Source organism: Providencia huaxiensis (assembly GCF_002843235.3).
GTDB classification, from domain to species: domain Bacteria; phylum Pseudomonadota; class Gammaproteobacteria; order Enterobacterales; family Enterobacteriaceae; genus Providencia; species Providencia huaxiensis.
The window spans coordinates 4538635-4562407 of record NZ_CP031123.2 but is presented as its reverse complement, the minus strand read 5'-3'; the positions used below and the strand labels follow the sequence as shown (position 1 = coordinate 4562407).

At 47.5% G+C, this 23773-nt stretch carries 15 protein-coding genes and 5 pseudogenes; 6 read left to right on the top strand and 14 right to left on the bottom strand.

Going from position 1 to position 23773, the window contains the following annotated elements; translation table 11 throughout:
• Positions 1-225: 225 nt before the first annotated feature.
• The 9 genes and pseudogenes from CYG50_RS22680 to CYG50_RS22640 all read right to left on the bottom strand — a co-directional run bounded on the left by CYG50_RS22680 (position 226) and on the right by CYG50_RS22640 (position 9108).
• A complete protein-coding gene (locus CYG50_RS22680; RefSeq protein ID WP_102140709.1) occupies positions 226-1677 on the bottom strand; it encodes a P-loop ATPase, Sll1717 family in 1452 nt (483 codons plus the stop codon).
• Between the two features lie 260 nt (positions 1678-1937).
• Positions 1938-3478: pseudogene (locus CYG50_RS22675) on the bottom strand (IS91-like element ISCR1 family transposase).
• 404 nt (positions 3479-3882) lie between these two features.
• Positions 3883-4722 (bottom strand): sulfonamide-resistant dihydropteroate synthase Sul1, encoded by an 840-nt coding sequence (sul1, locus tag CYG50_RS22670; protein WP_000259031.1) that lies wholly within the window; start codon positions 4720-4722, stop codon positions 3883-3885.
• Entirely contained in the window at positions 4716-5063 is a 348-nt protein-coding gene (locus tag CYG50_RS22665) for a quaternary ammonium compound efflux SMR transporter QacE delta 1 (protein ID WP_000679427.1), read from the bottom strand. Before CYG50_RS22665 ends, sul1 begins: the two co-directional genes overlap by 7 nt.
• 191 nt (positions 5064-5254) lie before the next feature.
• Positions 5255-5728, bottom strand: a complete 474-nt coding sequence (dfrA1, locus tag CYG50_RS22660; RefSeq protein ID WP_071846295.1) for a trimethoprim-resistant dihydrofolate reductase DfrA1 — start codon at positions 5726-5728, stop codon at positions 5255-5257.
• Positions 5729-5775: 47 nt separating this feature from the next.
• Positions 5776-6603 (bottom strand): OXA-2 family oxacillin-hydrolyzing class D beta-lactamase OXA-21, encoded by an 828-nt coding sequence (locus CYG50_RS22655; RefSeq protein WP_014386432.1) that lies wholly within the window; start codon positions 6601-6603, stop codon positions 5776-5778.
• A 97-nt stretch (positions 6604-6700) separates the two neighbouring features.
• Positions 6701-7953: pseudogene (gene ere(A), locus CYG50_RS22650) on the bottom strand (EreA family erythromycin esterase).
• Between the two features lie 104 nt (positions 7954-8057).
• Positions 8058-8612 carry an aminoglycoside N-acetyltransferase AAC(6')-Ib' gene (locus CYG50_RS22645; RefSeq protein ID WP_014454105.1) on the bottom strand — a complete coding sequence of 185 codons (555 nt, stop codon included), beginning with the start codon at positions 8610-8612 and terminating at the stop codon, positions 8058-8060.
• 97 nt (positions 8613-8709) lie between these two features.
• Positions 8710-9108, bottom strand: a complete 399-nt coding sequence (locus CYG50_RS22640; protein WP_032492605.1) for a FosC2 family fosfomycin resistance glutathione transferase — start codon at positions 9106-9108, stop codon at positions 8710-8712.
• Positions 9109-9266: 158 nt separating this feature from the next.
• Here CYG50_RS22640 and intI1 point away from each other — a divergent pair.
• Positions 9267-10064: pseudogene (gene intI1 / locus CYG50_RS22635) on the top strand (class 1 integron integrase IntI1); the annotation flags it as partial.
• Between the two features lie 52 nt (positions 10065-10116).
• Here the strand turns inward: intI1 and CYG50_RS22630 are convergent.
• Positions 10117-10820, bottom strand: a pseudogene (locus tag CYG50_RS22630) (IS6-like element IS26 family transposase).
• A 65-nt stretch (positions 10821-10885) separates the two neighbouring features.
• Here CYG50_RS22630 and CYG50_RS22625 point away from each other — a divergent pair.
• Positions 10886-11107: pseudogene (locus CYG50_RS22625) on the top strand (tyrosine-type recombinase/integrase); the annotation flags it as partial.
• Between the two features lie 645 nt (positions 11108-11752).
• Here CYG50_RS22625 and CYG50_RS22615 read toward each other — a convergent pair.
• A complete protein-coding gene (locus CYG50_RS22615; protein ID WP_000985631.1) occupies positions 11753-14731 on the bottom strand; it encodes a Tn3 family transposase in 2979 nt (992 codons plus the stop codon).
• A 113-nt stretch (positions 14732-14844) separates the two neighbouring features.
• The gene (locus CYG50_RS22610; protein ID WP_000107352.1) at positions 14845-15438 is read right to left on the bottom strand and encodes a Tn3 family transposase; all 594 of its coding nucleotides are present in this window, start codon (positions 15436-15438) and stop codon (positions 14845-14847) included.
• A gap of 283 nt (positions 15439-15721) precedes the next feature.
• On the opposite strand from CYG50_RS22610, the gene umuC reads away from it, so the two are divergent.
• Entirely contained in the window at positions 15722-16894 is a 1173-nt protein-coding gene (gene umuC / locus CYG50_RS22605; RefSeq protein ID WP_001142610.1) for a translesion error-prone DNA polymerase V subunit UmuC, read from the top strand.
• 10 nt (positions 16895-16904) lie between these two features.
• On the opposite strand, the gene mobI is transcribed toward umuC, so the two are convergent.
• The gene (mobI, locus tag CYG50_RS22600) at positions 16905-17348 is read right to left on the bottom strand and encodes a conjugative transfer protein MobI(A/C) (RefSeq protein ID WP_000348524.1); all 444 of its coding nucleotides are present in this window, start codon (positions 17346-17348) and stop codon (positions 16905-16907) included.
• 464 nt (positions 17349-17812) lie between these two features.
• Here mobI and CYG50_RS22595 point away from each other — a divergent pair, with 464 nt between their 5' ends.
• Genes CYG50_RS22595 through CYG50_RS22585 form a run of 3 tightly spaced genes read left to right on the top strand, consistent with a single transcriptional unit; the run spans position 17813 to position 20302 of the window.
• Positions 17813-18787 carry a ParM/StbA family protein gene (locus CYG50_RS22595; protein WP_000497807.1) on the top strand — a complete coding sequence of 325 codons (975 nt, stop codon included), beginning with the start codon at positions 17813-17815 and terminating at the stop codon, positions 18785-18787.
• Positions 18788-18789: 2 nt separating this feature from the next.
• Positions 18790-19059, top strand: coding sequence for a hypothetical protein (locus tag CYG50_RS23595; RefSeq protein ID WP_001995600.1), 270 nt, complete (start codon positions 18790-18792; stop codon positions 19057-19059).
• Between the two features lies 1 nt (position 19060).
• On the top strand, positions 19061-20302 hold the full coding sequence (locus tag CYG50_RS22585) for a tyrosine-type recombinase/integrase (RefSeq protein ID WP_001218618.1): 1242 nt from the start codon (positions 19061-19063) through the stop codon (positions 20300-20302).
• A 129-nt stretch (positions 20303-20431) separates the two neighbouring features.
• On the opposite strand, the gene CYG50_RS22580 is transcribed toward CYG50_RS22585, so the two are convergent.
• Positions 20432-22450: an ATP-binding protein gene (locus CYG50_RS22580; protein WP_000211147.1), complete on the bottom strand. Its 2019-nt coding sequence runs from the start codon at positions 22448-22450 to the stop codon at positions 20432-20434.
• Positions 22451-23773 lie beyond the last annotated feature (1323 nt).

Below are 23773 nucleotides of genomic sequence, written 5' to 3'. Positions count from 1 at the left end.
GCACCAGATACTCTTTGCAGGCACAAAGAGTATCCAGAAAGTGTCTTTTGCTTCGCGCTCGCTGGCCGGGACGGTTTTAGGCGTTCCCGACGCAGAAAACCTAAAAATTCATCCATGAATTTTTCCCTGTTTGTGGGGTGCAAAGCCAACTCGTTACTGGATGAAAGTGAACTAGATCTATTACTCTAAAACTGTTGTTTCAGATCAGGAAAAAAACCTAACACTCTAAGGTAAATCTTCTGTGTCTATTACTTCAAACCTTTCTGAGCCAGTTACCTGTATATCTAAGGAACGATAAAGCATTTTATGTACCTTGATTTGAGAAGCACGCCTCACTTCCCCCCTACTCACCGTACTTTGATCAAAGAAAGACCACATAAATGTACTGAGCGCACTGATTTTTATTCCAATGGCTCCAACACGATATAAACAAATTAGAATCTTATTTAGTATTTCTGCTTGTTTGACTTCTCCCGTTGTATCGAAATAGTCCTTTACGGCACAAACACATGGGTCATCTGTTTTCTGGTCATATAAATCTGTAATTATATGTTCTAGACGAGATTCAGAAAGATCTGAACGTTTGAAAGACGTCTGTAAACCTCTTAGTATTTCTACAGTTTCGTCAAATGATGGGTATACTTCTCCCCACTCTTCTTTGAGGGACTTAAGTCTTTTCTCTGAGTATTGTGCTTCAGCAGCATAAATTGTTCTCCATGAGATTCGCTCACGCCCATATGCGACTTTGAAACACTCATTTACAAATTGAAGAATATCTCTTGGGCGAAAGAGCGTACGCTCCATAATAAAATCAATGGCTAGTTGACCTCCTCCTTTAGTAGCTGAAGGGAATATATCTTTGAATGTGACATCTTCATTGGTGTATTGCCGTTTGAATACTTCTTTGACGCGCTTTTCTATCAAATCGGTCAACTCATCGCGTGTCCACTGTATGGGTAAAATATAGGATTCATACTTTTCTTCTTGAAATCCAGCTCCCCGCGTTTTGTCGAAAACGAGATCTAATAAATCCTTCCGCATAGCCGCGATAATCTTAATATTTTCAACTTTTCGAAAAGTTTTTATTTCCTCAATTAGTGCTCGAATAAACTTACATCTTGTAATCGTGTTAGCCCAACTTTCATCCAATTGATCAATTACGATATAAAACTTTTGTTGGGGGTCATGAAATGAGTGTTCTGAGATTAAATCTAGCATTTCGTTCAGTTTCTGAATTTGCAGACCACTCACAACCTGACTAGCCCTTTGTTTTATCTCTATTTTTTGTTCATCAGTTAGTTTTTCGGCTCCACTAACGCTGAAGGATAAGCCTGTATATTTTGCGCCTAAGTTTGCTTTGGTATCATTTTCAAGCTTTTGAGTGATGACTTTTAAGTGTTCATCAGTGTCAAGCCAAAATCTATCACCCCATTCTCTAAAGTATTCAATGGCTTTTTTCTTTACAGTATCTCTTCTGAAATAATCACTAATACTGTCAAAGAAGTTTCGATTGTCTGTTTCATTCTTGATGTTATATCTGAGTTTAAGTAACTCAACTATAAGGATATGTCTCCATAAAAGTCGATAGAATAGATCTAAATTAACGTCTAAGGTATCTAGGAATTGAATTATGTCTGAGTGTTCTAGAAACCTTATTGATATGTCATTAGGATCTATTTGTTTTGATTTTTCGGCTAGTTGGGAAGGGTATAGGAAGTATAAACCACCTTTTTGCTCCTCATCCGAAGTATCTTACCTGAAATTCCCTCACTCGTTTACCGCTCAAGCCCCAATTTTAACTGCCGGTCCAGCCTAAACCGCTCTAATAAGGTTCGATTTGGCGGTAAAATCTCTAGCCTGATAGCTCGAGAGATACAAACTGCCCCACCGCCCCGTTTAAAAGTTGGCAGTGTTGAGCAGTGTTGGATTTGGGGTCGTCAGTCAAAGAGACGACTCTGTGATGGATCGAACAGGCTGGGAGTCAGTGGCGGCGCTCGTTCTGGTGGCAGCTCACGCTGCTTGGCGGCATTCGCCTTGGCTGTTTTCTGTTTCAGATGCTTGAGAATCTGCTCAATGACCTTCGGATCTTCGATGCTGGCAATCACTTTGACGTGACCGCCGCAGTGTTCGCAGACTTCAATATCAATATTGAAGACTCGCTTGAGGCGTTGCATCCAGGTCATGGCGCGGTGGCGCTCTGCAGGACTCTTGTCACGCCAGTTAGTATCGAGACCTTCCGATTTGTCGGGCTTCTTGCCCCGCTTGGCGGGTGTTACTTGAACTCGGTGTTTGCTGTTCGGTGCAAAGACGCCGTGGAAGCGTGTGAGGTTGACTCGCGGCTTAGGTACCAACGCAGCGAGTTTGGCGATGAAGTCCAGCGGCTCGAAGATCACATGGGTGGTGCCATTGCGGTACGGAGTTTTGAGCTCGTAACGCACCTGCCCATTGGCGGTTAATGCCAGACGTTTTTCTGAAACCGCTGGCCGACTAATGTAGCGACACAAGCGCTCAAGCTTATCCCGCTGATGCGCTTCGGCCATCACACCGGCGTGTAGCGAGAAACCAGCATGGTTGGCTACTCGACTGCTTGAGTCGGCTTTATCCTCACGCCCTGGCAAGGTTTGCAGGGTGAAGACTTTGCGCCCTTGCTGGGGGCCGACGGCAATGCGATACGTAACCGAAGCACCATGTAATTGAGTCAGCGTATCGTCTTCGCCCTCTTCCAGTGTCAACCACGTATTCTCGGCATCACGCTCCAAAATCCCACGCTTTTCCATGCAGCGAGCGATGCGATGGCTGAGGGTGTGAGCGAGCGTATTCAGCTCATCGTAAGTGGGTGCCTTGACACGATGGAAGCGTTGCTTGCCATAGTCATCTTCGGCATAGACACCATCGAGAAACAGCATGTGGTAGTGGACATTGAGATTTAGCGCGGAGCCAAAGCGTTGGATAAGAGTCACTGAGCCAGTTTGTGCAGAGGCTTTGGTGTAACCGGCTTTTTGATCAGATGAGTTGAGAGTGTACGATAGACGATACTCAAGACCTGGCCCATCAGCTGGGGATGGCGAGCCAGCAAAAAGCGTAGCTGGAAAGGAAAGCTGAGCACCCACTGGCGAATGGGCTCCTTGGGGAAGACTTCGTCTATCAGCAGCGCCGCACTCTCGGCCATCCGGCGGGCACCGCAGCTGGGGCAAAAGCCGCGTCGTTTACAGCTGAAGGCGACCAGACGCTCGTGATGACAATCCTCGCAGCGAACCCGCATGAAACCATACTCCAGACGGCCACATTGGAGGAGGTCGTTGAATTCTTGTTGGATGTAGCGAGGCAGGTGTTGACCTTGGGCTTCGAGTGAGGCTTTGAAGGCTGGGTAGTGCTGCTCAACCAGCTGGTAGAGCAGCGTCTGGTCGGGTTGGTGGCGTTCGTAACCGTTTGTTTGAGTGGGCGATTGACTCGCCGTGGCGTTCCTTGCCAGCGACATGGGTATCCTCCGCTGATACTGTGGTTATGTACAGTATCAGCGGCTTGCGTTCAGACGTCCAGTCTGGCCCTAGACATCGCTAAATGCTTAACCCGCAATAGCCCTCACGAGTTGTTATCAGCCACTACCGGTTGAGCGAGAAGGTTTTGGGTTCAGGGTGCTATTGCTCCACCAATCACAATACTGAAGCCCCAACTGTTATCAGTTGGGGCTTTTTCTTGTCTGTTTGCGGCGGTTGCGTTTTATCGGTAGTCGTCGAGCTCTGCACCATCCCACATAAGAGCTTAACGGTGCGATCTTCAACGCCATCACACAAAACTTTCTTTTTCACGCACAGTCAACTTATTGGATGTTTTATTAACAACCCAAAAGGAGATATTTAGCGGGCGGCCGGAAGGTGAATGCTAGGCATGATCTAACCCTCGGTCTCTGGCGTCGCGACTGCGAAATTTCGCGAGGGTTTCCGAGAAGGTGATTGCGCTTCGCAGATCTCCAGGCGCGTGGGTGCGGACGTAGTCAGCGCCATTGCCGATCGCGTGAAGTTCCGCCGCAAGGCTCGCTGGACCCAGATCCTTTACAGGAAGGCCAACGGTGGCGCCCAAGAAGGATTTCCGCGACACCGAGACCAATAGCGGAAGCCCCAACGCCGACTTCAGCTTTTGAAGGTTCGACAGCACGTGCAGCGATGTTTCCGGTGCGGGGCTCAAGAAAAATCCCATCCCCGGATCGAGGATGAGCCGGTCGGCAGCGACCCCGCTCCGTCGCAAGGCGGAAACCCGCGCCTCGAAGAACCGCACAATCTCGTCGAGCGCGTCTTCGGGTCGAAGGTGACCGGTGCGGGTGGCGATGCCATCCCGCTGCGCTGAGTGCATAACCACCAGCCTGCAGTCCGCCTCAGCAATATCGGGATAGAGCGCAGGGTCAGGAAATCCTTGGATATCGTTCAGGTAGCCCACGCCGCGCTTGAGCGCATAGCGCTGGGTTTCCGGTTGGAAGCTGTCGATTGAAACACGGTGCATCTGATCGGACAGGGCGTCTAAGAGCGGCGCAATACGTCTGATCTCATCGGCCGGCGATACAGGCCTCGCGTCCGGATGGCTGGCGGCCGGTCCGACATCCACGACGTCTGATCCGACTCGCAGCATTTCGATCGCCGCGGTGACAGCGCCGGCGGGGTCTAGCCGCCGGCTCTCATCGAAGAAGGAGTCCTCGGTGAGATTCAGAATGCCGAACACCGTCACCATGGCGTCGGCCTCCGCAGCGACTTCCACGATGGGGATCGGGCGAGCAAAAAGGCAGCAATTATGAGCCCCATACCTACAAAGCCCCACGCATCAAGCTTTTGCCCATGAAGCAACCAGGCAATGGCTGTAATTATGACGACGCCGAGTCCCGACCAGACTGCATAAGCAACACCGACAGGGATGGATTTCAGAACCAGAGAAAGAAAATAAAATGCGATGCCATAACCGATTATGACAACGGCGGAAGGGGCAAGCTTAGTAAAGCCCTCGCTAGATTTTAATGCGGATGTTGCGATTACTTCGCCAACTATTGCGATAACAAGAAAAAGCCAGCCTTTCATGATATATCTCCCAATTTGTGTAGGGCTTATTATGCACGCTTAAAAATAATAAAAGCAGACTTGACCTGATAGTTTGGCTGTGAGCAATTATGTGCTTAGTGCATCTAACGCCTGGCACAGCGGATCGCAAACCTGGCGCGGCTTTTGGTACAAAAGGCGTGACAGGTTTGCGAATCCGTTGCTGCCACTTGTTAACCCTTTTTCCAGATTTGGTAACTATAATTTATGTTAGAGGCGAAGTCTTGGGTAAAAACTGGCCTAAAATTGCTGGGGATTTCAGGAAAGTAAACATCACCTTCCGGCTCGATGTCTATTGTAGATATATGTAGTGTATCTACTTGATCGATCAGGCTTTTGTATATCTCCCCACCACCTGAAACAATGACATGATCCGTTATTTTCTTTAGGTTGGTTAAAGCATCTTTAATTGATGGAAAGATCAATACGTTCTCATTGTCAGATGTAAAACTTGAACGTGTTACGACCGCATACTTTCGGTTGGGTAATGCTCCCATTGATTCAAAAGTCTTGCGTCCAACCAACAGCCATTGGTTATAGGTAATAGCTTTAAACAGGAGCTGTTCACCTTTGGCACTCCATGGAATATCAGGGCCATTCCCGATAACTCCATTCTTCGATATAGCTACCATTAGTGATAGTTTCACAATTCTTCCTCAGAGGTTAACGTAGAAGTAACCGGCGCTGCGCGGCTTTATCGCGCTGCGTCCGAGTTGACTGCCGGGTTGGGCGGCAACGCTTCGATAGAGCGAAGGATTGCCCGCACTATTGCCTCCCTTTTGAAAAGGTCATCCATCCTGTTTGGCGTATCAATATTCAGTGCGAAGAATACGGGGCCAGTCGGCCACTCAACCCATCCTACCCACCAACCCATGCGGCCTTCCCAGCCCGTCTTTGCGCGCAGTATCCAGTTGCGACCGGCTTCCACAATCATGAGGTCCTTGACCAAGCGCTGATGTTCTACCCGAAAGGGCAACTCGTTATGATAGAGCTTCCTGAGAAATGCAATCTGTTCTTGTGCCGCGATAGCAAGATTGCCATCTATCCAGTAATCGCCATTACTTGTCGAAGGATCGGCGTTGCCATAGTCGATTTGCTTCAAATAGCGTCGAGCCTTGTCTTCACCGATCTCTTTTGCAAATAGCTCATAAATCCAGACAGTAGAATTCCGCATTGCTGATCGCAAGTCTTGGTCTTGGTTGTGAGCTGCAAAGCTTCTTTTGATGCCGTCCCATCGGAAAACTTGAAACTCATCACGTGCAGCGCCTGCGTCAAGTGCAAAAAGTGTATGTGGAATCTTGAATGTCGAGGCCGGCGAGTAGCGTTTCTCTGACCGCACCTGATCAAAAACCAATATGACACGATCTGTTTGGCGTTCGTCTGCCACAACTATCGTGCCTTTGGCTTGAAATTCGCTGAAAAACTTCCGCCAGTCAGAACGTTCGCGCATGCCTTCTTGTGCATGCGCGAACGTGCCAAAAACAAAAGTGGAGAAAAGTATTGCGAAGATTCGGATTGCCATTAAGTTTTCCTTGACGCCCAATCGCGCTGATCACCGGCGGTTGAAAACCGTCCGGTGGATTGGCAGGTTATGCTCCCTCATTTTCATTTCCGGTTTCCTATAGGGCAACTAGGCTGTCCTTGCCGGCGCTTGGAACACAGACGATGGCATCAAATGCCTCGCTCAATTTCGTTTTTACAGAGGCGCTTTGAGACCGCATTCGCTTTGCTTCCATGGGGGCATCTGTCAATGTCAGACATGAATTCTCCGTACCACAGGCGTCGATGACATACTGTTCCATACTATCCTCACGGATTGCATCGGCAGGCGTGGTCACAACAGAGAATCCAAGAGGACTGTCGGGCGATGGGAAATGCATTTCCGGCACGGTGGGTCCAAGATGGGTGAATGCAATCGCACGGTAATTCACCCTCTCTGCGAGGTGCTGCCCCATGGGAACAGCCGTAAGCTCGCCTGAAAAGGAGACTGGGGTTTTTTGTAAATGATTGTTGTGCGCCAGCAGAATTATCTTCACATCCGGATTCGCTCGAACCATTCCATCTACTACGCCCGCCATATACGAGTCACGTACGGAAGTATCTCCCTCAAGAGAGGTACCATCGAAGAAAGTTTTCATTATACGCAAGGTTTCCAACGTATACTCTATCGACTCTATTCGATCAGAGGCTTTTCGGAACAAATCGCTGTTGACGTGTTTTTTCAGGACAGGGGCAAGCGACGCCAAGCGGAGCTTCAATCTGGTTACCCCTGAGATAGCTTTCTCCTGCCGAGCCGTTTCTAGCTCCCCCCATTTTGCCGATGAAATAACCGCCGACTGGCCATCAATGGACGCCAACAAGTGAGTCAGCATATCAACGTGCGGTTTCATGAGGTGATCGATGAGCTGGATAATTTCGGCCAATTGCGCTAGGTCGTCCCTTGGGTTCAGGGTGTTGGGTAAGTCGATTCCGACTAACTGCAGTTTTCTTCCTGATTCGCGGAGATATGATTTCAGCCAGATCAGCACTGAGCCATACACAGAAAAGGTCAGGGTATCCGAAAATCGCTCAAGTTCATGAGCACCGGCTGTTGAGTTGAGCCATTCAGATAACCGGGATGCCTGAATCGCCCCACATTCCAAACCAATCGCATTAAAATCATGCCTTTCGACCAAATAGCGGATAAGACTTGCTCTAGCCAGTGAAAACTCCGCGACAAAATGAGCGCCCTCGCCAATGCCGACAATTCGGGCGCCCTCAATTACGGAAGTAAGAATCTCAAACTCATTGAAGTCCAGATTTTGAGGCTGTAAAAGTGTTTTGGTCGTTCTCCATGTCATTTTTTTTCACCCTTTGCGTTTATTGCTGTAATCGTCATACGTTCGCTTCGCCAATAACCCGGCTCACAGAGCATAACGTTTGACATGAGGGGCGGCCAAGGGCGCCAGCCCTTGGACGTCCCCCTCGATGGAAGGGTTAGGCAACACTGCGTGTTCGCTCGAATGCCTGGCGTGTTTGAACCATGTACACGGCTGGACCATCTGGGGTGGTTACGGTACCTTGCCTCTCAAACCCCGCTTTCTCGTAGCATCGGATCGCTCGCAAGTTGCTCGGCGACGGGTCCGTTTGGATCTTGGTGACCTCGGGATCATTGAACAGCAACTCAACCAGAGCTCGAACCAGCTTGGTTCCCAAGCCTTTGCCCAGTTGTGATGCATTCGCCAGTGACTGGTCTATTCCGCGTACTCCTGGATCGGTTTCTTCTTCCCACCAACCGTCCCCGCTTCCAAGAGCAACGTACGACTGGGCATACCCAATCGGCTCTCCATTCAGCATTGCAATGTATGGAGTGACGGACTCTTGCGCTAAAACGCTTGGCAAGTACTGTTCCTGTACGTCAGCAAGTGTCGGGCGTGCTTCTTCTCCGCCCCACCACTCGACGATATGAGATCGATTTAGCCACTCATAGAGCATCGCAAGGTCATGCTCAGTCATGAGGCGCAGTGTGACGGAATCGTTGCTGTTGGTCACGATGCTGTACTTTGTGATGCCTAACGCCCGAAATAACCGGCGTGCGCTAGCACGTCCGGCGCCGCAGGCGCGTAGTTAATTGACTTGTTATGTTTGCTTATAGCCATACTAACCCTTGATAGGGTTTAGACTTCAACGATTCCAAACGACTTTGTAGGCTACCGCTATGGATTTCCAATTTATGGCCGTCAGGATCGAGCAAGTATAAAGAAAGTCCTTCGCTTCTATTTTGTTTCCATTCAACGACATGTGCTTCGCGAAGCTTTTTAGTAACTGGTTCGAAATTCTCTTCGGAAACATCAAACGCGATGTGACAGTAATCTTGGCTCGGATGCACTTCGTCACAAGACAAGCAAATCCAAGTAGCCTCCAAGCTCAGATATGCCCCACTATCCCAGCGGACATGTGCCTTCATTCCTAATAGACGCGTATAGAACTCCACGGAACGTTCAAGGTCACTTACTGCAATAGTAATATGATTCAATCCTCGTAACACTGACTCTCCTCAGCGAACATAACTTTGTTTTAGGGCGACTGCCCTGCTGCGTAACATCGTTGCTGCTCCATAACATCAAACATCGACCCACGGCGTAACGCGCTTGCTGCTTGGATGCCCGAGGCATAGACTGTACAAAAAAACAGTCATAACAAGCCATGAAAACCGCCACTGCGCCGTTACCACCGCTGCGTTCGGTCAAGGTTCTGGACCAGTTGCGTGAGCGCATACGCTACTTGCATTACAGTTTACGAACCGAACAGGCTTATGTCAACTGGGTTCGTGCCTTCATCCGTTTCCACGGTGTGCGTCACCCGGCAACCTTGGGCAGCAGCGAAGTCGAGGCATTTCTGTCCTGGCTGGCGAACGAGCGCAAGGTTTCGGTCTCCACGCATCGTCAGGCATTGGCGGCCTTGCTGTTCTTCTACGGCAAGGTGCTGTGCACGGATCTGCCCTGGCTTCAGGAGATCGGAAGACCTCGGCCGTCGCGGCGCTTGCCGGTGGTGCTGACCCCGGATGAAGTGGTTCGCATCCTCGGTTTTCTGGAAGGCGAGCATCGTTTGTTCGCCCAGCTTCTGTATGGAACGGGCATGCGGATCAGTGAGGGTTTGCAACTGCGGGTCAAGGATCTGGATTTCGATCACGGCACGATCATCGTGCGGGAGGGCAAGGGCTCCAAGGATCGGGCCTTGATGTTACCCGAGAGCTTGGCACCCAGCCTGCGCGAGCAGCTGTCGCGTGCACGGGCATGGTGGCTGAAGGACCAGGCCGAGGGCCGCAGCGGCGTTGCGCTTCCCGACGCCCTTGAGCGGAAGTATCCGCGCGCCGGGCATTCCTGGCCGTGGTTCTGGGTTTTTGCGCAGCACACGCATTCGACCGATCCACGGAGCGGTGTCGTGCGTCGCCATCACATGTATGACCAGACCTTTCAGCGCGCCTTCAAACGTGCCGTAGAAGGCACTGTTGCAAAGTTAGCGATGAGGCAGCCTTTTGTCTTATTCAAAGGCCTTACATTTCAAAAACTCTGCTTACCAGGCGCATTTCGCCCAGGGGATCACCATAATAAAATGCTGAGGCCTGGCCTTTGCGTAGTGCACGCATCACCTCAATACCTTTGATGGTGGCGTAAGCCGTCTTCATGGATTTAAATCCCAGCGTGGCGCCGATTATCCGTTTCAGTTTGCCATGATCGCATTCAATCACGTTGTTCCGGTACTTAATCTGTCGGTGTTCAACGTCAGACGGGCACCGGCCTTCGCGTTTGAGCAGAGCAAGCGCGCGACCATAGGCGGGCGCTTTATCCGTGTTGATGAATCGCGGGATCTGCCACTTCTTCACGTTGTTGAGGATTTTACCCAGAAACCGGTATGCAGCTTTGCTGTTACGACGGGAGGAGAGATAAAATCGACAGTGCGGCCCCGGCTGTCGACGGCCCGGTACAGATACGCCCAGCGGCCATTGACCTTCACGTAGGTTTCATCCATGTGCCACGGGCAAAGATCGGAAGGGTTACGCCAGTACCAGCGCAGCCGTTTTTCCATTTCAGGCGCATAACGCTGAACCCAGCGGTAAATCGTGGAGTGATCGACATTCACTCCGCGTTCAGCCAGCATCTCCTGCAGCTCACGGTAACTGATGCCGTATTTGCAGTACCAGCGTACGGCCCACAGAATGATGTCACGCTGAAAATGCCGGCCTTTGAATGGGTTCATGTGCAGCTCCATCAGCAAAAGGGGATGATAAGTTTATCACCACCGACTATTTGCAACAGTGCCCCGTAGAACAAGCAGGCATCACGAAGCCCGCCACACCGCACACCCTCCGCCACTCGTTCGCGACGGCCTTGCTCCGCAGCGGTTACGACATTCGAACCGTGCAGGATCTGCTCGGCCATTCCGACGTCTCTACGACGATGATTTACACGCATGTGCTGAAAGTTGGCGGTGCCGGAGTGCGCTCACCGCTTGATGCGCTGCCGCCCCTCACTAGTGAGAGGTAGGGCAGCGCAAGTCAATCCTGGCGGATTCACTACCCCTGCGCGAAGGCCATCGGTGCCGCATCGAACGGCCGGTTGCGGAAAGTCCTCCCTGCGTCCGCTGATGGCCGGCAGCAGCCCGTCGTTGCCTGATGGATCCAACCCCTCCGCTGCTATAGTGCAGTCGGCTTCTGACGTTCAGTGCAGCCGTCTTCTGAAAACGACATCTGGTGTTCCTCATTCTCTGGTGGCTGCGCGGCCCGGTGCGCTTTCTTCTCGGCTTGGCTTCGTTCGCCAGTCTCATCACCCTACCGATCATGTGGCTTGGGCTGGACTCGGCCAATAAGACCCACATCATGCTATCGGTCGCAGGCGTCGGCCTTGGTGCGTCGGCCCTCATGTGGTTTTATGACGCGCTTCTCATGAGGCTGGCACCAGAACCAATCCTATTCAGCACCTAAACGAAGGCCGGGCCACTCACCCGGCCTTTTTTGTACGCTCATAGGGCAGAACAAACCAACGTTTTAAGTGATGCGTAGCGCATCATTTATTATGGGTTTAATTTGCGCCAATATGGGGTTCTAGGGATTTTCCCCTCTAAAAAGACATAATCCTCTGTAGACCACACCAATAAATGGCTGCGGAGGTGGTTTACTTTCAGCTTGGAGCCTAATCATCCACTATCGGCCTTGTTATTTCGCCAATATTGGGCAATTTCCCAGTATTAGTGAAGTTATACGTTCCGCTTAAGTTGATATTTTGCCACGCAACGGGCGAAACAGCACGAGTGATACCCGCTTTCTCTTCATCTCCTCTCGCTTCAAAGTGTCCCAGAAGATGACTCAGTATCGCGGAGTTGAAGTAGATGATCGCGTTGGCAAGCAATCTTGCGCATTCATTCCAGATAGCGATTTCAGACTCGTTTTTGCCACGGAACTGATCACCATTCACCGACGCAATGGCTCGTCTAAGGAAGTGCCATGCTTCTCCCCGGTTCAGGGCACGTTGCACATACTGCCGCAAACTGGCATCGTCGATGTAGTCAAGTAAATATTGCGCTTTAACCAGTCGATTATACTCCGTCAGAGCCTGTAATATTGGGTGTCCAGAAGGGTAACCAGACAACTTTCTTACCAGCATTGCTTGTGTCGTCCGCTTTGTCTGAAGTGACAGAACAATACGCCTGATATCTTGCCATCCCGTTGTAATAACATTCGTTCTGATAGGCTTCTTTAGCGCCAGTATGGTGCTGCCTTGTTCACTTTCAGTCACATCAAACAGATCATTGATGACACTACTGAACTGCGCGTATCGCGGTGCAAAACTGTAACCGCATAGATCCAGTAAGGCGAAGTTAACATGATTGACACCGTGTGTATCTGTCGAGAGTACGTCAGGTTTGATTTCACTGCTGTTGGATTGTAACAGGTCATAAATATAGTGTGATTCGTGCTCGTTGGAACCGATGATCCGAGCATTGAGGGCGCTGTGGTTGGCCACCAGTGTCATGGCCGTGATCCCTTTGTTGGTGCCGAAATACTTAGAGGAGTACCGGGTTTTAAAGGTTTCCAGATGGGTTTCGAATTTCTGACCATCCGCACTGGCATGCAGCTGGTCCTCCTGAATATGGTAGTGGCGGAAGATGGGTAGCGCTGCAACCGCATTATTGATCACGTCGCTGGCGTCATGCAGCGTTTCAGGCCGGATATAGTTGGCCTGCACCGTACTCAGGTGTTCATAGCTTCGATCGGAGATCTGCGCCATGCCATACACACCACGGTGAGTGGCGTTGGCAATCAGAATGGCCAGTAAATCATCCTGATGAGTGAACCCTTGTTTTTGTATCGGAAGTACATGAGTCAGACATTTCATGAACCCGGTTTCGCGCTCTACATACCGCAGTACATCCGCGATACCGACCGGTTGCATTCGCTTAAAAAAGGGATTGTTGACCAGAGATGTAGCGCTTTTGGTCGGCAGACGCCAGCGGGTACCGGTACGATTTTTCATGATCACATTTCGATTGTCTCCCTCATCAATATGGAGAGCAACGTCTTTGAGTGCACTTTCCAGCCGGTGTTGTTTCTCCTGTAACAATAACTCTGCGGGCTGTTTTAGTCTGTCCAGTGTTGATGAGGCCAGCAAGGTATCCTGCGATGTCTGGGGGATCAGGTCGTCTTCCAGTGCGCGGTATTTGGTAACATTTGGCAAATAAATGCGTCCATTCAGTCGTGAGGTTAACTGCCGGTAGAGCAGCCATTCGTAACGTTGCGGGTTAACGTTATCCTGTTTAACCAACCATGGGAGGTGCTTTTTCGGGATGAGCGACGTATCCATCGTCTTCAGTGGTCCACCGAATGCGATTTCCGTCTGCATCTGTTGAAGTTGGGCGACGACGGCTTCTGAGCCTTTACCGGCCTCACATTCAAGGCACAAGAACACCTGCCTTAACAGTTGCTCCAGGAGATTGCATTGTTCATCGTAATGTTGCCACTGGTACTCTTCCACGGTCCGTTTCTGTTTTTTCAGGTAAAGGCAGAGGGTCTGGATATCCCTGTCATTCATGACCTTCAATGCCTGTTGTCTGACTACTGAGAAGGGTTGATTATCATCAATGTTCTCATCCACAAACAGATGCAGTAACTCTGCCGCTTTCGTGACATTGTCCGCGGCTGACTGCCAGGACAGGAACACTGCTTGTTGTGCAAAGGTGTTGGCAGCTTCTTGTTGCTTGCGGATATGGTAAATGAACCCATCAGTTAACCGTTCCAGTGCCAGTTGTATCCGCTCTGTCAGGTGACATAGCAACCATAGATGCTGCTGTGCGCGTTTGAATCGTTTGAGTTTACTACCGTAATAGTTGATGAGCTCACCGAAGTGTTGTCGATTTTTAAGAGACAGATTAAGCCCATCGATAACGCCATTGATTTGCGTGCGCCATGGCGCTAACTGATGATAAAGGGCAAGCTCTTTTTTAAGTTCAGGTACGGTCAGACTTTTTGCACCGCCTCTGAGCTGGTTCAGGCTTAGTCCGTCATCAATGGCTGTTATGCTGTCCAGAAAGACGTGAAGTTCAGGACTGGTGAGTTGATTAAGTTGGTGCGCCAGGTCTTTTCTGACCTGCTGCATCGCTCTGCTTATCAGTCTCTGGAGTACGGTGTACCTAGGGATAGCAATGCTGTGACTGGTTAGGAATTCAATAGCAGTATCAAAGAGGTAACGCGGCTCCAGCCAGGCATTGCCCACCTGAACAAGGTGGTCGAAAAGAGAATTGAAGTGCTGACTTTCGTCCCATTTGTGATAACCAGCAAGGTCTAATACTTTTGCGTAGAGTCGATCTTTTTGTTTTTGTGAGGGAGTGAATGGTCTGAGCCCCTTGCCGCCAAGCAGCTCTTTACTGATGAACATTAAATCCTTAGAAACCTGCGAGTAAGCGATATCTAGGATGACGGGCTTTGATTTGAAGTATCCCAAAATCGCGACAAAGTAACATCTATGAGCTCTGAGACGAATTGACCGAAAAACTGCCAATTCCGCATCGTTCAGAGAAAAGTACAGACGTTGTTCTTCGATTGAAAAAATGGGTGGGGAATAAAGATCTGCCTGTTCTGCTCTCGTGAGAATAGTAATTTCGTTTTTGATGGCCATATCAGGGCTGTTCCGTATTAAATGTACGATATTTACCTAATTTGCCACACTTATAAGTAGTAACCCACCTCCGCAGCCATTTATTGGTGTGGTCTACAGAGGATTAAGTCTTTTTAGAGGGGAAAATCCCTAGAACCCCATTGTGATACTTGGTAATCATTCCCCCCACGAAATTTATTGCCATTAACTGAAGTAATAGCACGTTTTAACTGATGGTATGCTTCACCTCTGTTCAAGGCTTGCTGGACGTAATGACGCAACGTTGAATTATCAACATACTCCAAAACATAAATAGATTTAATTAAACGGTCGTACTCATGCAATGCTGACAATCTTCGGCTCTTGCCGTTACTCAACTTTCTAATGATTGTGCTTTGAGTGGTGGTTTTACGACTCAATGAACAAACAATATGCTGAATATTGTCCCATTCTTCAGCAATTAGCTTATGATTAATATCTTTCTTTAATTGAATACGGCCTCCGTTCTCTTCAGTCACTTCAAATAGCTCAAAAAACACCTTTTTCATTTTCGCGTATCGAGGGGCGAATGTGTAACCAAAGAAATCTAATATAGCGAAGTTAACATTATTGGTACCATGCGTATCGGTCGATAAGGTATTAGGCTGTATATCTGAAGAGTTGTTATAGAGTAAGTCAAAAGCAAAGTGACCTTCATATTCGTTAGCGCCAATGACTTGCGTACTCACCGGAACATGACGTGGTCAACCAAAATTGACCAACCCAGTTAAGCTACTTTTTTCAATTTCTTCATGTCCGCCTCATATTGATTTGAAATTTCCATACTTTATCTAATTCATGTTTTTCTAAATTAGCTAAAATGCAACTCAGAAATGTCCAGAAGTGAGTTGTGTGGTGTCGAGTGGAGATTGTACGATTAAGCCCCTAAGTAATTAGTCCGTCAGTCTCCCTCGGTAATCAAATTAGTACATCTTAGCGATCAAATTGGTAAAAAATTAGACATGTAGATGAATGCCCACCTTAAAAAATAGACAGCGGGTTGGGCTGGGTGATTTTTCTGGTGTTAGACGCCAGCAACCCATGCGGCAGAATGGTTGCTCACTTACTCGTCTATTTTTAGCGGGAATTCTTAGCCAACTGTACGCGCTGTATGCAGATTTAAGCAGTCGAGTGATGCGCACTTTGGAGGAGATGGCACCACGAGTAGAGGTTTACTCTATTGACGAAGCGTTTTTGGATTTAACCGGTATTGAGTCTGCCATATCTCTTGTCGAGTTCGGACAACAAGTGCGAGAGCGCATAGGCCACTGGATTGGGATCACCGTCTGTGTAGGCATTGCACCGACTAAAACACTCGCCAAACTGGCTAACCATGCCGCCAAAAAATATCCAGCTACTCAGGGGGTTGTAGACCTGACCAATCCAGATCGGCAACGTCGATTGCTCGCATTAGTCCCGGTTGATGATGTTTGGGGCGTTGGTAGACGGCTTTCTAAGCGTTTAAATGCGTTGGGTATCACCACAGCCTTAGATCTCGCCAATGCCTCTCCTAGAGCCATCAGAGACCAGTTTTCAGAGGTTTTAGAAAGAACCGTCAGAGAGCTCAATGGTGAGTCGTGCATTGAACTTGAAGAGATCCCGCCAACTAAGAAGCAAATCGTCTGTAGCCGTTCATTTGGCGTAAAAGTGACGCACTTTGAATTTTTAAGTGAAGCCGTATGCGAATACGCAACCCGCGCCACTGAGAAACTTCGCAAAGAACAGCAGCAAGCCAAAGTGCTGACCGTGTTCATACGTACCAGCCCCTTTAAGGACAACGAGCCGCAGTACAGCAACTCTGCATCGGGTGAATTGCTAATCCCCAGTTGCGACACGCGGGATTTTATCGAGCTGGCCAATCACTTACTCAAGCGGATATGGAAGGATGGTTTTCGTTATGCCAAAGCGGGCGTCATGCTGTCTGACTTTTACGATCCTGGCATGTTTCAACCAGGACTATTCGATGACGTATCGACCCGCTCTAATAGCCAGCAGCTAATGTCTGTATTGGACACCATTAACCAAAGCGGTGCCGGAAAGGTTTTCTTTGCTGGACAAGGACTCAAGAAAGATTGGTCGATGAAGCGAGAGCATTTGTCTCCCGCTTATACAACACGCTGGGACCAGTTACCGCGAGTGAAGTAGCGCAGTTGACTCAATACGCATTCACTCTGCGACGCAGCATGTTGAGCTTATCAACCTGGCGTCGAATATCACTGAAGAATTCCTCTTTCTCCATGGCCAGCGCTAGCTCCCATTCTTTGGCCAAACCTTGGCAGTCTAAAAATGCGTATCTCAGCTTCGTCTTTGAGATACGCAGCCCCTTGCTAAAGACCACGCGTTTGCCTCGTTGACCGTGAAAACTGTTGATATACCACTCTATGCCAAAGCCATACTTAAAGTCTCTGATACGGACACCAAGCAGACCCCAGTCTTTAAAGGGCTCATTCTCTCGAACCTTGTAATGGGTAACCCAAAAGTCATCAACTTCAGCTCGTGCCAGCGCTTTTAGCCTGTCCGTTTCTTGCTGAAGTAAATCTGATACATCTGCTTTCCATTGTTCATTGACGATTTCTACCAAACCAATTTCCCCATCCAATTAACCCCTAAAGCCAAAACCACTATCCGTTTGGCTTTTGGATCGAAACGCCAAACGTAAAACTGCCGTCACAATCACTGTTTGGCGTCTCGATATAAATCGACTCGCTCAATCCCATACCCGACAAGGGATACAGGCTGATTTCACTTAAAAACACCTAAAAAGACGTATCGCCATGAAGATACAAACCGTTTGGCAAGTTCAGGCCAGAATGCAAACGACGTTTGGCGTCTCAATTTTTTTGGCTAGGTCACCAGCCGCCAAACAGAGCCTATTCTCATACTTTTGCAAAAATGCAATAGGCAGATAGATGAAAGGATTTGTCACCTTTCTGCCCACCGCCAGTGCACCGAATCCTGATAATGACATTTGAGTAAACCGCCAGAGCACTTGGAAATGCCCAAGCGTGAACAGCGCGGTTGATTGAAAACCGTTAGAGCACTTTGAGTGCACAGGAGATAAGTATGTTTGTACTAGGCGTAGATATCGGTTACTCAAACCTGAAGCTGGCAATTGGCCAATCAGGTAGTGAACCGAAAACCATTATTCTACCTGCGGGTGCCGGTCCAGCGGATCGTATGCCGGAGCGTATCGGTGGAGGCGATGATGAAACTTGTTTGTATGTCTCTGTCGATAATGAGCGCTGGGCCGCTGGTGTTCCTGCTGGACGCCTTCAAGGCTGGGAACGAGAGCTTCACCCGGAATATCCCACCACAAAAACCTATAAGGCACTTTTTCATGCCGCCTTGTTAATGGCTGAAACAGAATCCATCGATTTGGTTGTCACTGGATTACCGGTTTCCCAGTTTCATGAACCACAACGTAAGTCTGACCTTGTGCAGCGTTTAAAAGGTGTCCATCAAGTGACGCCTAAGCGCAGCATCACCGTTCATGACGTCAAAGTACTACCACAGCCTGCCGGTGCCTATATGGATCTGGTTCAAACGGGTGGTGATCTGGGCTTGATTGAAGAAGGTCGTGTCGTCGTCATTGATCCCGGCTTCTTTTCTGTTGATTGGGTTGCCCTTGAGGCCGGAGAAATTCGCTACAGCTCATCAGGAACCAGTCTTCAGGCAATGTCCGTGCTACTGGAAACCATCGATAAGCTGATTTCGGAAGATCATGGTGCCAAAGTCGGAATGGATCGACTTGAAAAAGCCATGAGAACCGGCGACTTACAGGTCCTGCTATTTGGAGAAAAAGTCGATATTTCACCTTATCTGAATGCTGCCATGAAAAAGGTAGCGCCTGTTGCTCTTACAGCCATGCGTCAATCCATGCGTGACGAAAGCATTAATGCGGACTTGGTATTGATCGCCGGAGGTGGAGCCTTGGCTTATAAGGAAGCGGCCAAGGAGATTTTTTCACGAAGCAAGATCATCGTGCCTGAGCAGTCTGTTTTGGCGAACGTCCGAGGCTTCTGGTTTTATGGGGCATGATCATGAGAGTTGTCGTCAACATTCCCCCAGGGAGCCACCCAGAACTACTCAAAGAATTGGAAAAGACGCCACCACGGGAACGCGCTGAGCGTCTGCGGATGCTGGCAACCTTTGGGTTAATTCAAATGAGCCAACCCAATCTATCCACGACATCTGTACCGGTGGATGGCCTTGCACCAGATGGTGAAGTTACTTCTATGAGTACAGCGCCAGAACCCAAAGCAGAAACACGTAAACAATCATTAAAATCAAAACTAGGGCTGGGCTTATAACATGGCGTTATCAGTTAGCTGGCTCGATGCCAGGTTAAATAAAGAAGCAAAAGAAACCGTAGTAAAAGCCGACCGAGATGGGCTAAGTGCTCGGGTATCGCCCAAGGGCAAAATTGTTTTTCAGTTTCGTTATCGGTTCGATGGCAAGCAACAGCGGGTAGACATAGGTACTTACCCCCTTATGAAGCTGGCTGAAGCCAGGAATGAGCTGGATAGGTTAAGGGCAGTACTTGATCAAGGCCGAAACCCCAAGCTTTACCTACAGCAGGAACGGGCTAAGTATTCTGCTAATCAAAGCTTCGAATCGATTTTTCGAGACTGGATAGACTCTGCCGGTAAGCAAGGGCTAAAGGAGAAAACGTGGCACTACCAAAAACGCAGCAGTGAAATATATTTGCTGCCCCGACTTGGCAAGTATCCATTAACTGACATCACTGAATTGTCCTTGCGAAACTGTCTTCGTGAGGTTTCGGAATCGTCTCCGTCAAACACAGAGCGCCTAGTGTCTGTACTGCATAAGTTCTATGACTGGCTGATTGATGAACAAATTTTGGAAATTAACGCTGCCGCTGGGATCACAGCAAAAAAGGTTGGCGGTAAAAAAGGAAAACGAACTCGGGTGCTAAATGACAACGAGATCAGGATACTTTGGCGCTATTTGCATGAGTCAAAAATCACTGAGAAGAATCGCATCTACATAAAACTGCTTCTCTTATTGGGAGGGCGCAAGGGCGAACTCATTCAAGCTGAAAAGCATCACTTTGACTTGCAATCTGCAATGTGGACAGTGCCCATAGAGATCCGCAAACAAGGTGAGAAAATTGGAGCGCCGATCATGCGGCCATTGATTAAGCCAGCTATTGAGCTGATTGAACTGGCGATGCAGATGAGCAAATCAACTTACTTGTTTCCCGCGAACGGACAAGAAGAGCTTGCCACAAATGGCTTTGATACCACTATTCCTAACAATGTGAAAATCTGGGCTCGCAGATCGCTTGGTATTGAGATGGAACACTGGTCTATGCATGATCTTCGCAGAACGATGCGAACGCGAATGTCTGCCATCACGACGCAAGAAGTTGCCGAGTTGATGATTGGCCACAGCAAAAAAGGGCTGGATGCTATCTACAACCAATATCAGTACCTGGACGAAATGCGTCATGCTTACGACGTTTGGTATCAACAACTAGAAACCATCATCGAGCCGACAGGCTTTCCATTCAACTGGCGTTTCGGACAATAAGGGGTAGCTGAATTAAGGAAGAGACTGAGCTAGTACAAATGACCGAGTCAAGTAGTGCATTTGGCTCGGTTTAGATTAGTTGTTTTTCCAGTTACAAAAAAACAACTTATCGAATAATTATTATAAGTCTCACGACGCCTCAGAGAGAGGTATTTGCAATTCATCCACAAGGGTTTGCTTAGATTTATACTCTAGCTCGCTTCTCTTTATTTTTAGCTTTTGTAATAAAGCACTATGAGTCACCTCGAAATCATTAAAAATTGTAGACCAACTTTTAACGTATACTCGAATTCTTTCATCCGCCCCGGAAACAAGGCCCGCGCCGCCCTTACCAGCAAGGTCTTTCAACCGCCTTGTAATTTGAGTATCATTCTGGGAGATTTTAGTTCCAACAAGAACAACATCAAATCTCATTCTCTCATCATTAAAGGCAGGATGCTTATCAAGTACCTCAGCATAACGTTCAGCTTGAGCTAAATGTTTCTTATTCAATGCTACACTTGGTCTTTTTATTTCAATGATCGTACATTTAATAAATTCTTCTTGTGTAGAATGATCAATTGTGACCATTTTGCGTGCAAGAAACAAATCTACTTGGCCTTTTGCCCCCTCTATGGTAGCGCCTTCAATAAGATCACTGGTACTGATATCGTCCCCATCCAATATTTCAATATCTGAATTCCGAAGATTTCTAGCTGTATTAGAAAAGTCATCCTCTTCGGCACCTATAGTTGTGTACTGAGGGCCAAACAACCATGTATTAGCCTCAATAATACCTTGTAAGTCTGGTGTTTCTAGAACTTCTTTAGCGTGCTCTTTAAAAAGGTACTTCATTTTCTGTACGACTAGATCTCGCTTATGAATGTGTCCAATCGTGCTAATTATATAATCAAGTTTAGATTTACTTATTTGAGATGCAAATTCATCCATTTGCTCCTTATTTAAGTCTAAAACGCCTTCCAATATATCTATCAAACTATCATTTTCACTTGATGTAGATAGCCTATCAAGCAAACCGATTATAATTTTTGTTTGCTTAGCCTTTAGCCCATTAAAAGCTGCTGGATCAGCAACGCAGATACTAGTTACTAATTTCTTCGTATGTGCAATTCTAAAGGAACGATCTTCGTCAGACTCCCAATTGTAAACAGGAAAATATCCTTTTTCTTCGAAAGAATCGACAAGCTGAACAGCTCTTTCTCTAAGGAACCCCTGATAAATCTCGGCTGTTTTGTTGCGCAGTTCTTTTAGCAGCATAGCTAAAACTTTATTCCCATCACTCTTTTCACTAATGAAGAGATCAGCATTTGGAGATGAGGTATCTTGAAAATTATCGAACCACTCAGATTGTATATATCCACTTATGAAAAAATTGTTTTTGTAGTTAAAACCAGTCAGATTTCTATACTTCTGATGTTCTTTTGAATCTCTAAAATAATTGTATGACTTTTCACCAGATGGTTTTTTTATCCACTGAATGATACTTGAACTAAATATATTTCCATCAACATCTATAAGCTCTTGAAACAACCTATGTTGGGGAGGCGTCACTCGGACTCTATTAACTGATATTTTAAGGTTAGAAAAAACTATTAGCTTCCAACCAAATTCATTTGAAAGCTCCTCCATGATATTTTCAATATTAGGGATTTTTTGAGATTTTTCACTCGTAATGCCCGTAAGAAATACTGATGTCCCACTTCCATTTGAAAGAATACTACTATGCTGTTCTTTATCGTCGATCAACTCAACTTTGTACGTTTTAATACGAGACGAGTCTATGGTAATACGTGCATTCTCAGATTGTCTTCTCGTAAGCCAGGTTGCTGTTGCAGCATATTTATGAAATGAATACCGCCCTCTGCCTTGACTGCCTTTTTGGGTAACCTGTTTTTTGGATGAGTCATCCCAATTATCAAAATTTCGGTCTAGGTTATGAAAGTCAATTCCTTCACCATTATCATGGATCTCTATTGACTCCACCCCGCCGAGATCACAGGTGTTAATAATGACATCAATATCTGATGCACCAGCATCCAAACCGTTCCAGATATATTCACTCAACATCTTCCAAGCGGGAATTGAGCCGAAACGTTTTTTTATCGACGCATTTGTAATACCTGTTGTCCGTTCTTGAGGAGTCGTCACTTACCTATCCATCCAATCAATAAAAAATCCATGCTGCTATCTTAGCCTAAGTTGGTGTACATATTAACTATATTGTTGGCACAAGCCGGCGTTTCAAAGCGTTAGTCCAAGCTCCAACAGAAAAACTAAGCTACGCTATCTATTCCTAATTCTTCTCATACTCCTCCAAGTCTTCAATGTGCCACAGCTTGTTTCGTGTATTTCGGTTGATACGAGGTTGCGGCAAGCTGCCATCTTTTATTCTTCGCCAGAGCGTCGTATAGCTAATGTGGTAACGAGCCATAACTTCGTAAGACGTTAGAAAAGGGGTTACTTGGTGCGCTACTGCTGTCATCTGCATTCTCCTGAAAATCAATGTAAAGCTATCATCGCCTGATTCATCACTTGTTGATGGTCAGAAAGATGCATGATTTGTTCAGAAGATCAGGCCCATACAAATGAACTTTTAGGACAGCAAGAAAGCAACCGGTAACCAACTCAACCGGCAAACAATTAGAGATAATCGCGAACGTCTTACCATCATTTCTCGATTTTTGGCATAAAAAATATAGGCAAGTTTTGGCTAAAACCCAGTAGGAACAAGGCCTACAGCTAGGTTTGTGTCATGGAATTTGGCTAAAAACGGTAAATATGGCGATTTGTACTCAAGTTTGTACACATTTTCCGAGGTTACGCTTGAACATCATTGAAAAGCAAAGAAACGAGAAAAAGACAAAAAGCCTTTAAATTCAGTACGTAGAGATGTGATTGTGGTGTGCAATGAAAGGTGGTTTTAAGCGTTGAAAGGCTGGGCGGCATCAGGGTGAGATATGATAGCAAACGTTCTGCGTGTGCTAACTTCATGGAGAAAGTTCTGATCTGTCATTTAACCGTTCTTTTCGTTTATATACAGATTTGTATAAGCATTCGAAGAGGCTCAATGTGGCTCTTGGCGTCGCAAATCCGTCTTGTTAATCAAAATTGGCGGTTATTTTCGCAGATCTTGGGGGTATTAACAATCAAAGGCTATCCAATCTGTTACCATTTACTCTCAGTGTGCGCCAATACTCAGTTGTAGCTGTTTGTAATCGTTGCTTCTTCAGCCCATAAACAACTGTCTCTAAACCACAAATTCCTTCGCTACCAAAAATCGATGATAGCTTGTCGTACTACGCCAATAATGCTGCAATTGCCGTTGTTCGGTATTGCATGGTGTAACGAGATCTAGTCGATTTACCAGAGCAAATCTGGCTGATCAGCTGCTGTATGATACCAATGTGACGAGCCAACAACTCAAAGCAGCAAAACATCTAGTTTTGGTTGAATAAATCTGACTTTTCATCG

Bases quoted from the DNA above. Each gene is read 5' to 3' on its own strand.
- sul1 (WP_000259031.1), bottom strand. From the start codon at position 4,722: ATGGTGACGGTGTTCGGCATTCTGAATCTCACCGAGGACTCCTTCTTC.
- CYG50_RS22665 (WP_000679427.1), bottom strand. From the start codon at position 5,063: ATGAAAGGCTGGCTTTTTCTTGTTATCGCAATAGTTGGCGAAGTAATC.
- CYG50_RS22655 (WP_014386432.1), bottom strand. From the start codon at position 6,603: ATGGCAATCCGAATCTTCGCAATACTTTTCTCCACTTTTGTTTTTGGC.
- CYG50_RS22615 (WP_000985631.1), bottom strand. From the start codon at position 14,731: ATGGCCATCAAAAACGAAATTACTATTCTCACGAGAGCAGAACAGGCA.
- umuC (WP_001142610.1), top strand. From the start codon at position 15,722: ATGCCCACCTTAAAAAATAGACAGCGGGTTGGGCTGGGTGATTTTTCT.
- CYG50_RS22595 (WP_000497807.1), top strand. From the start codon at position 17,813: ATGTTTGTACTAGGCGTAGATATCGGTTACTCAAACCTGAAGCTGGCA.
- CYG50_RS23595 (WP_001995600.1), top strand. From the start codon at position 18,790: ATGAGAGTTGTCGTCAACATTCCCCCAGGGAGCCACCCAGAACTACTC.
- CYG50_RS22585 (WP_001218618.1), top strand. From the start codon at position 19,061: ATGGCGTTATCAGTTAGCTGGCTCGATGCCAGGTTAAATAAAGAAGCA.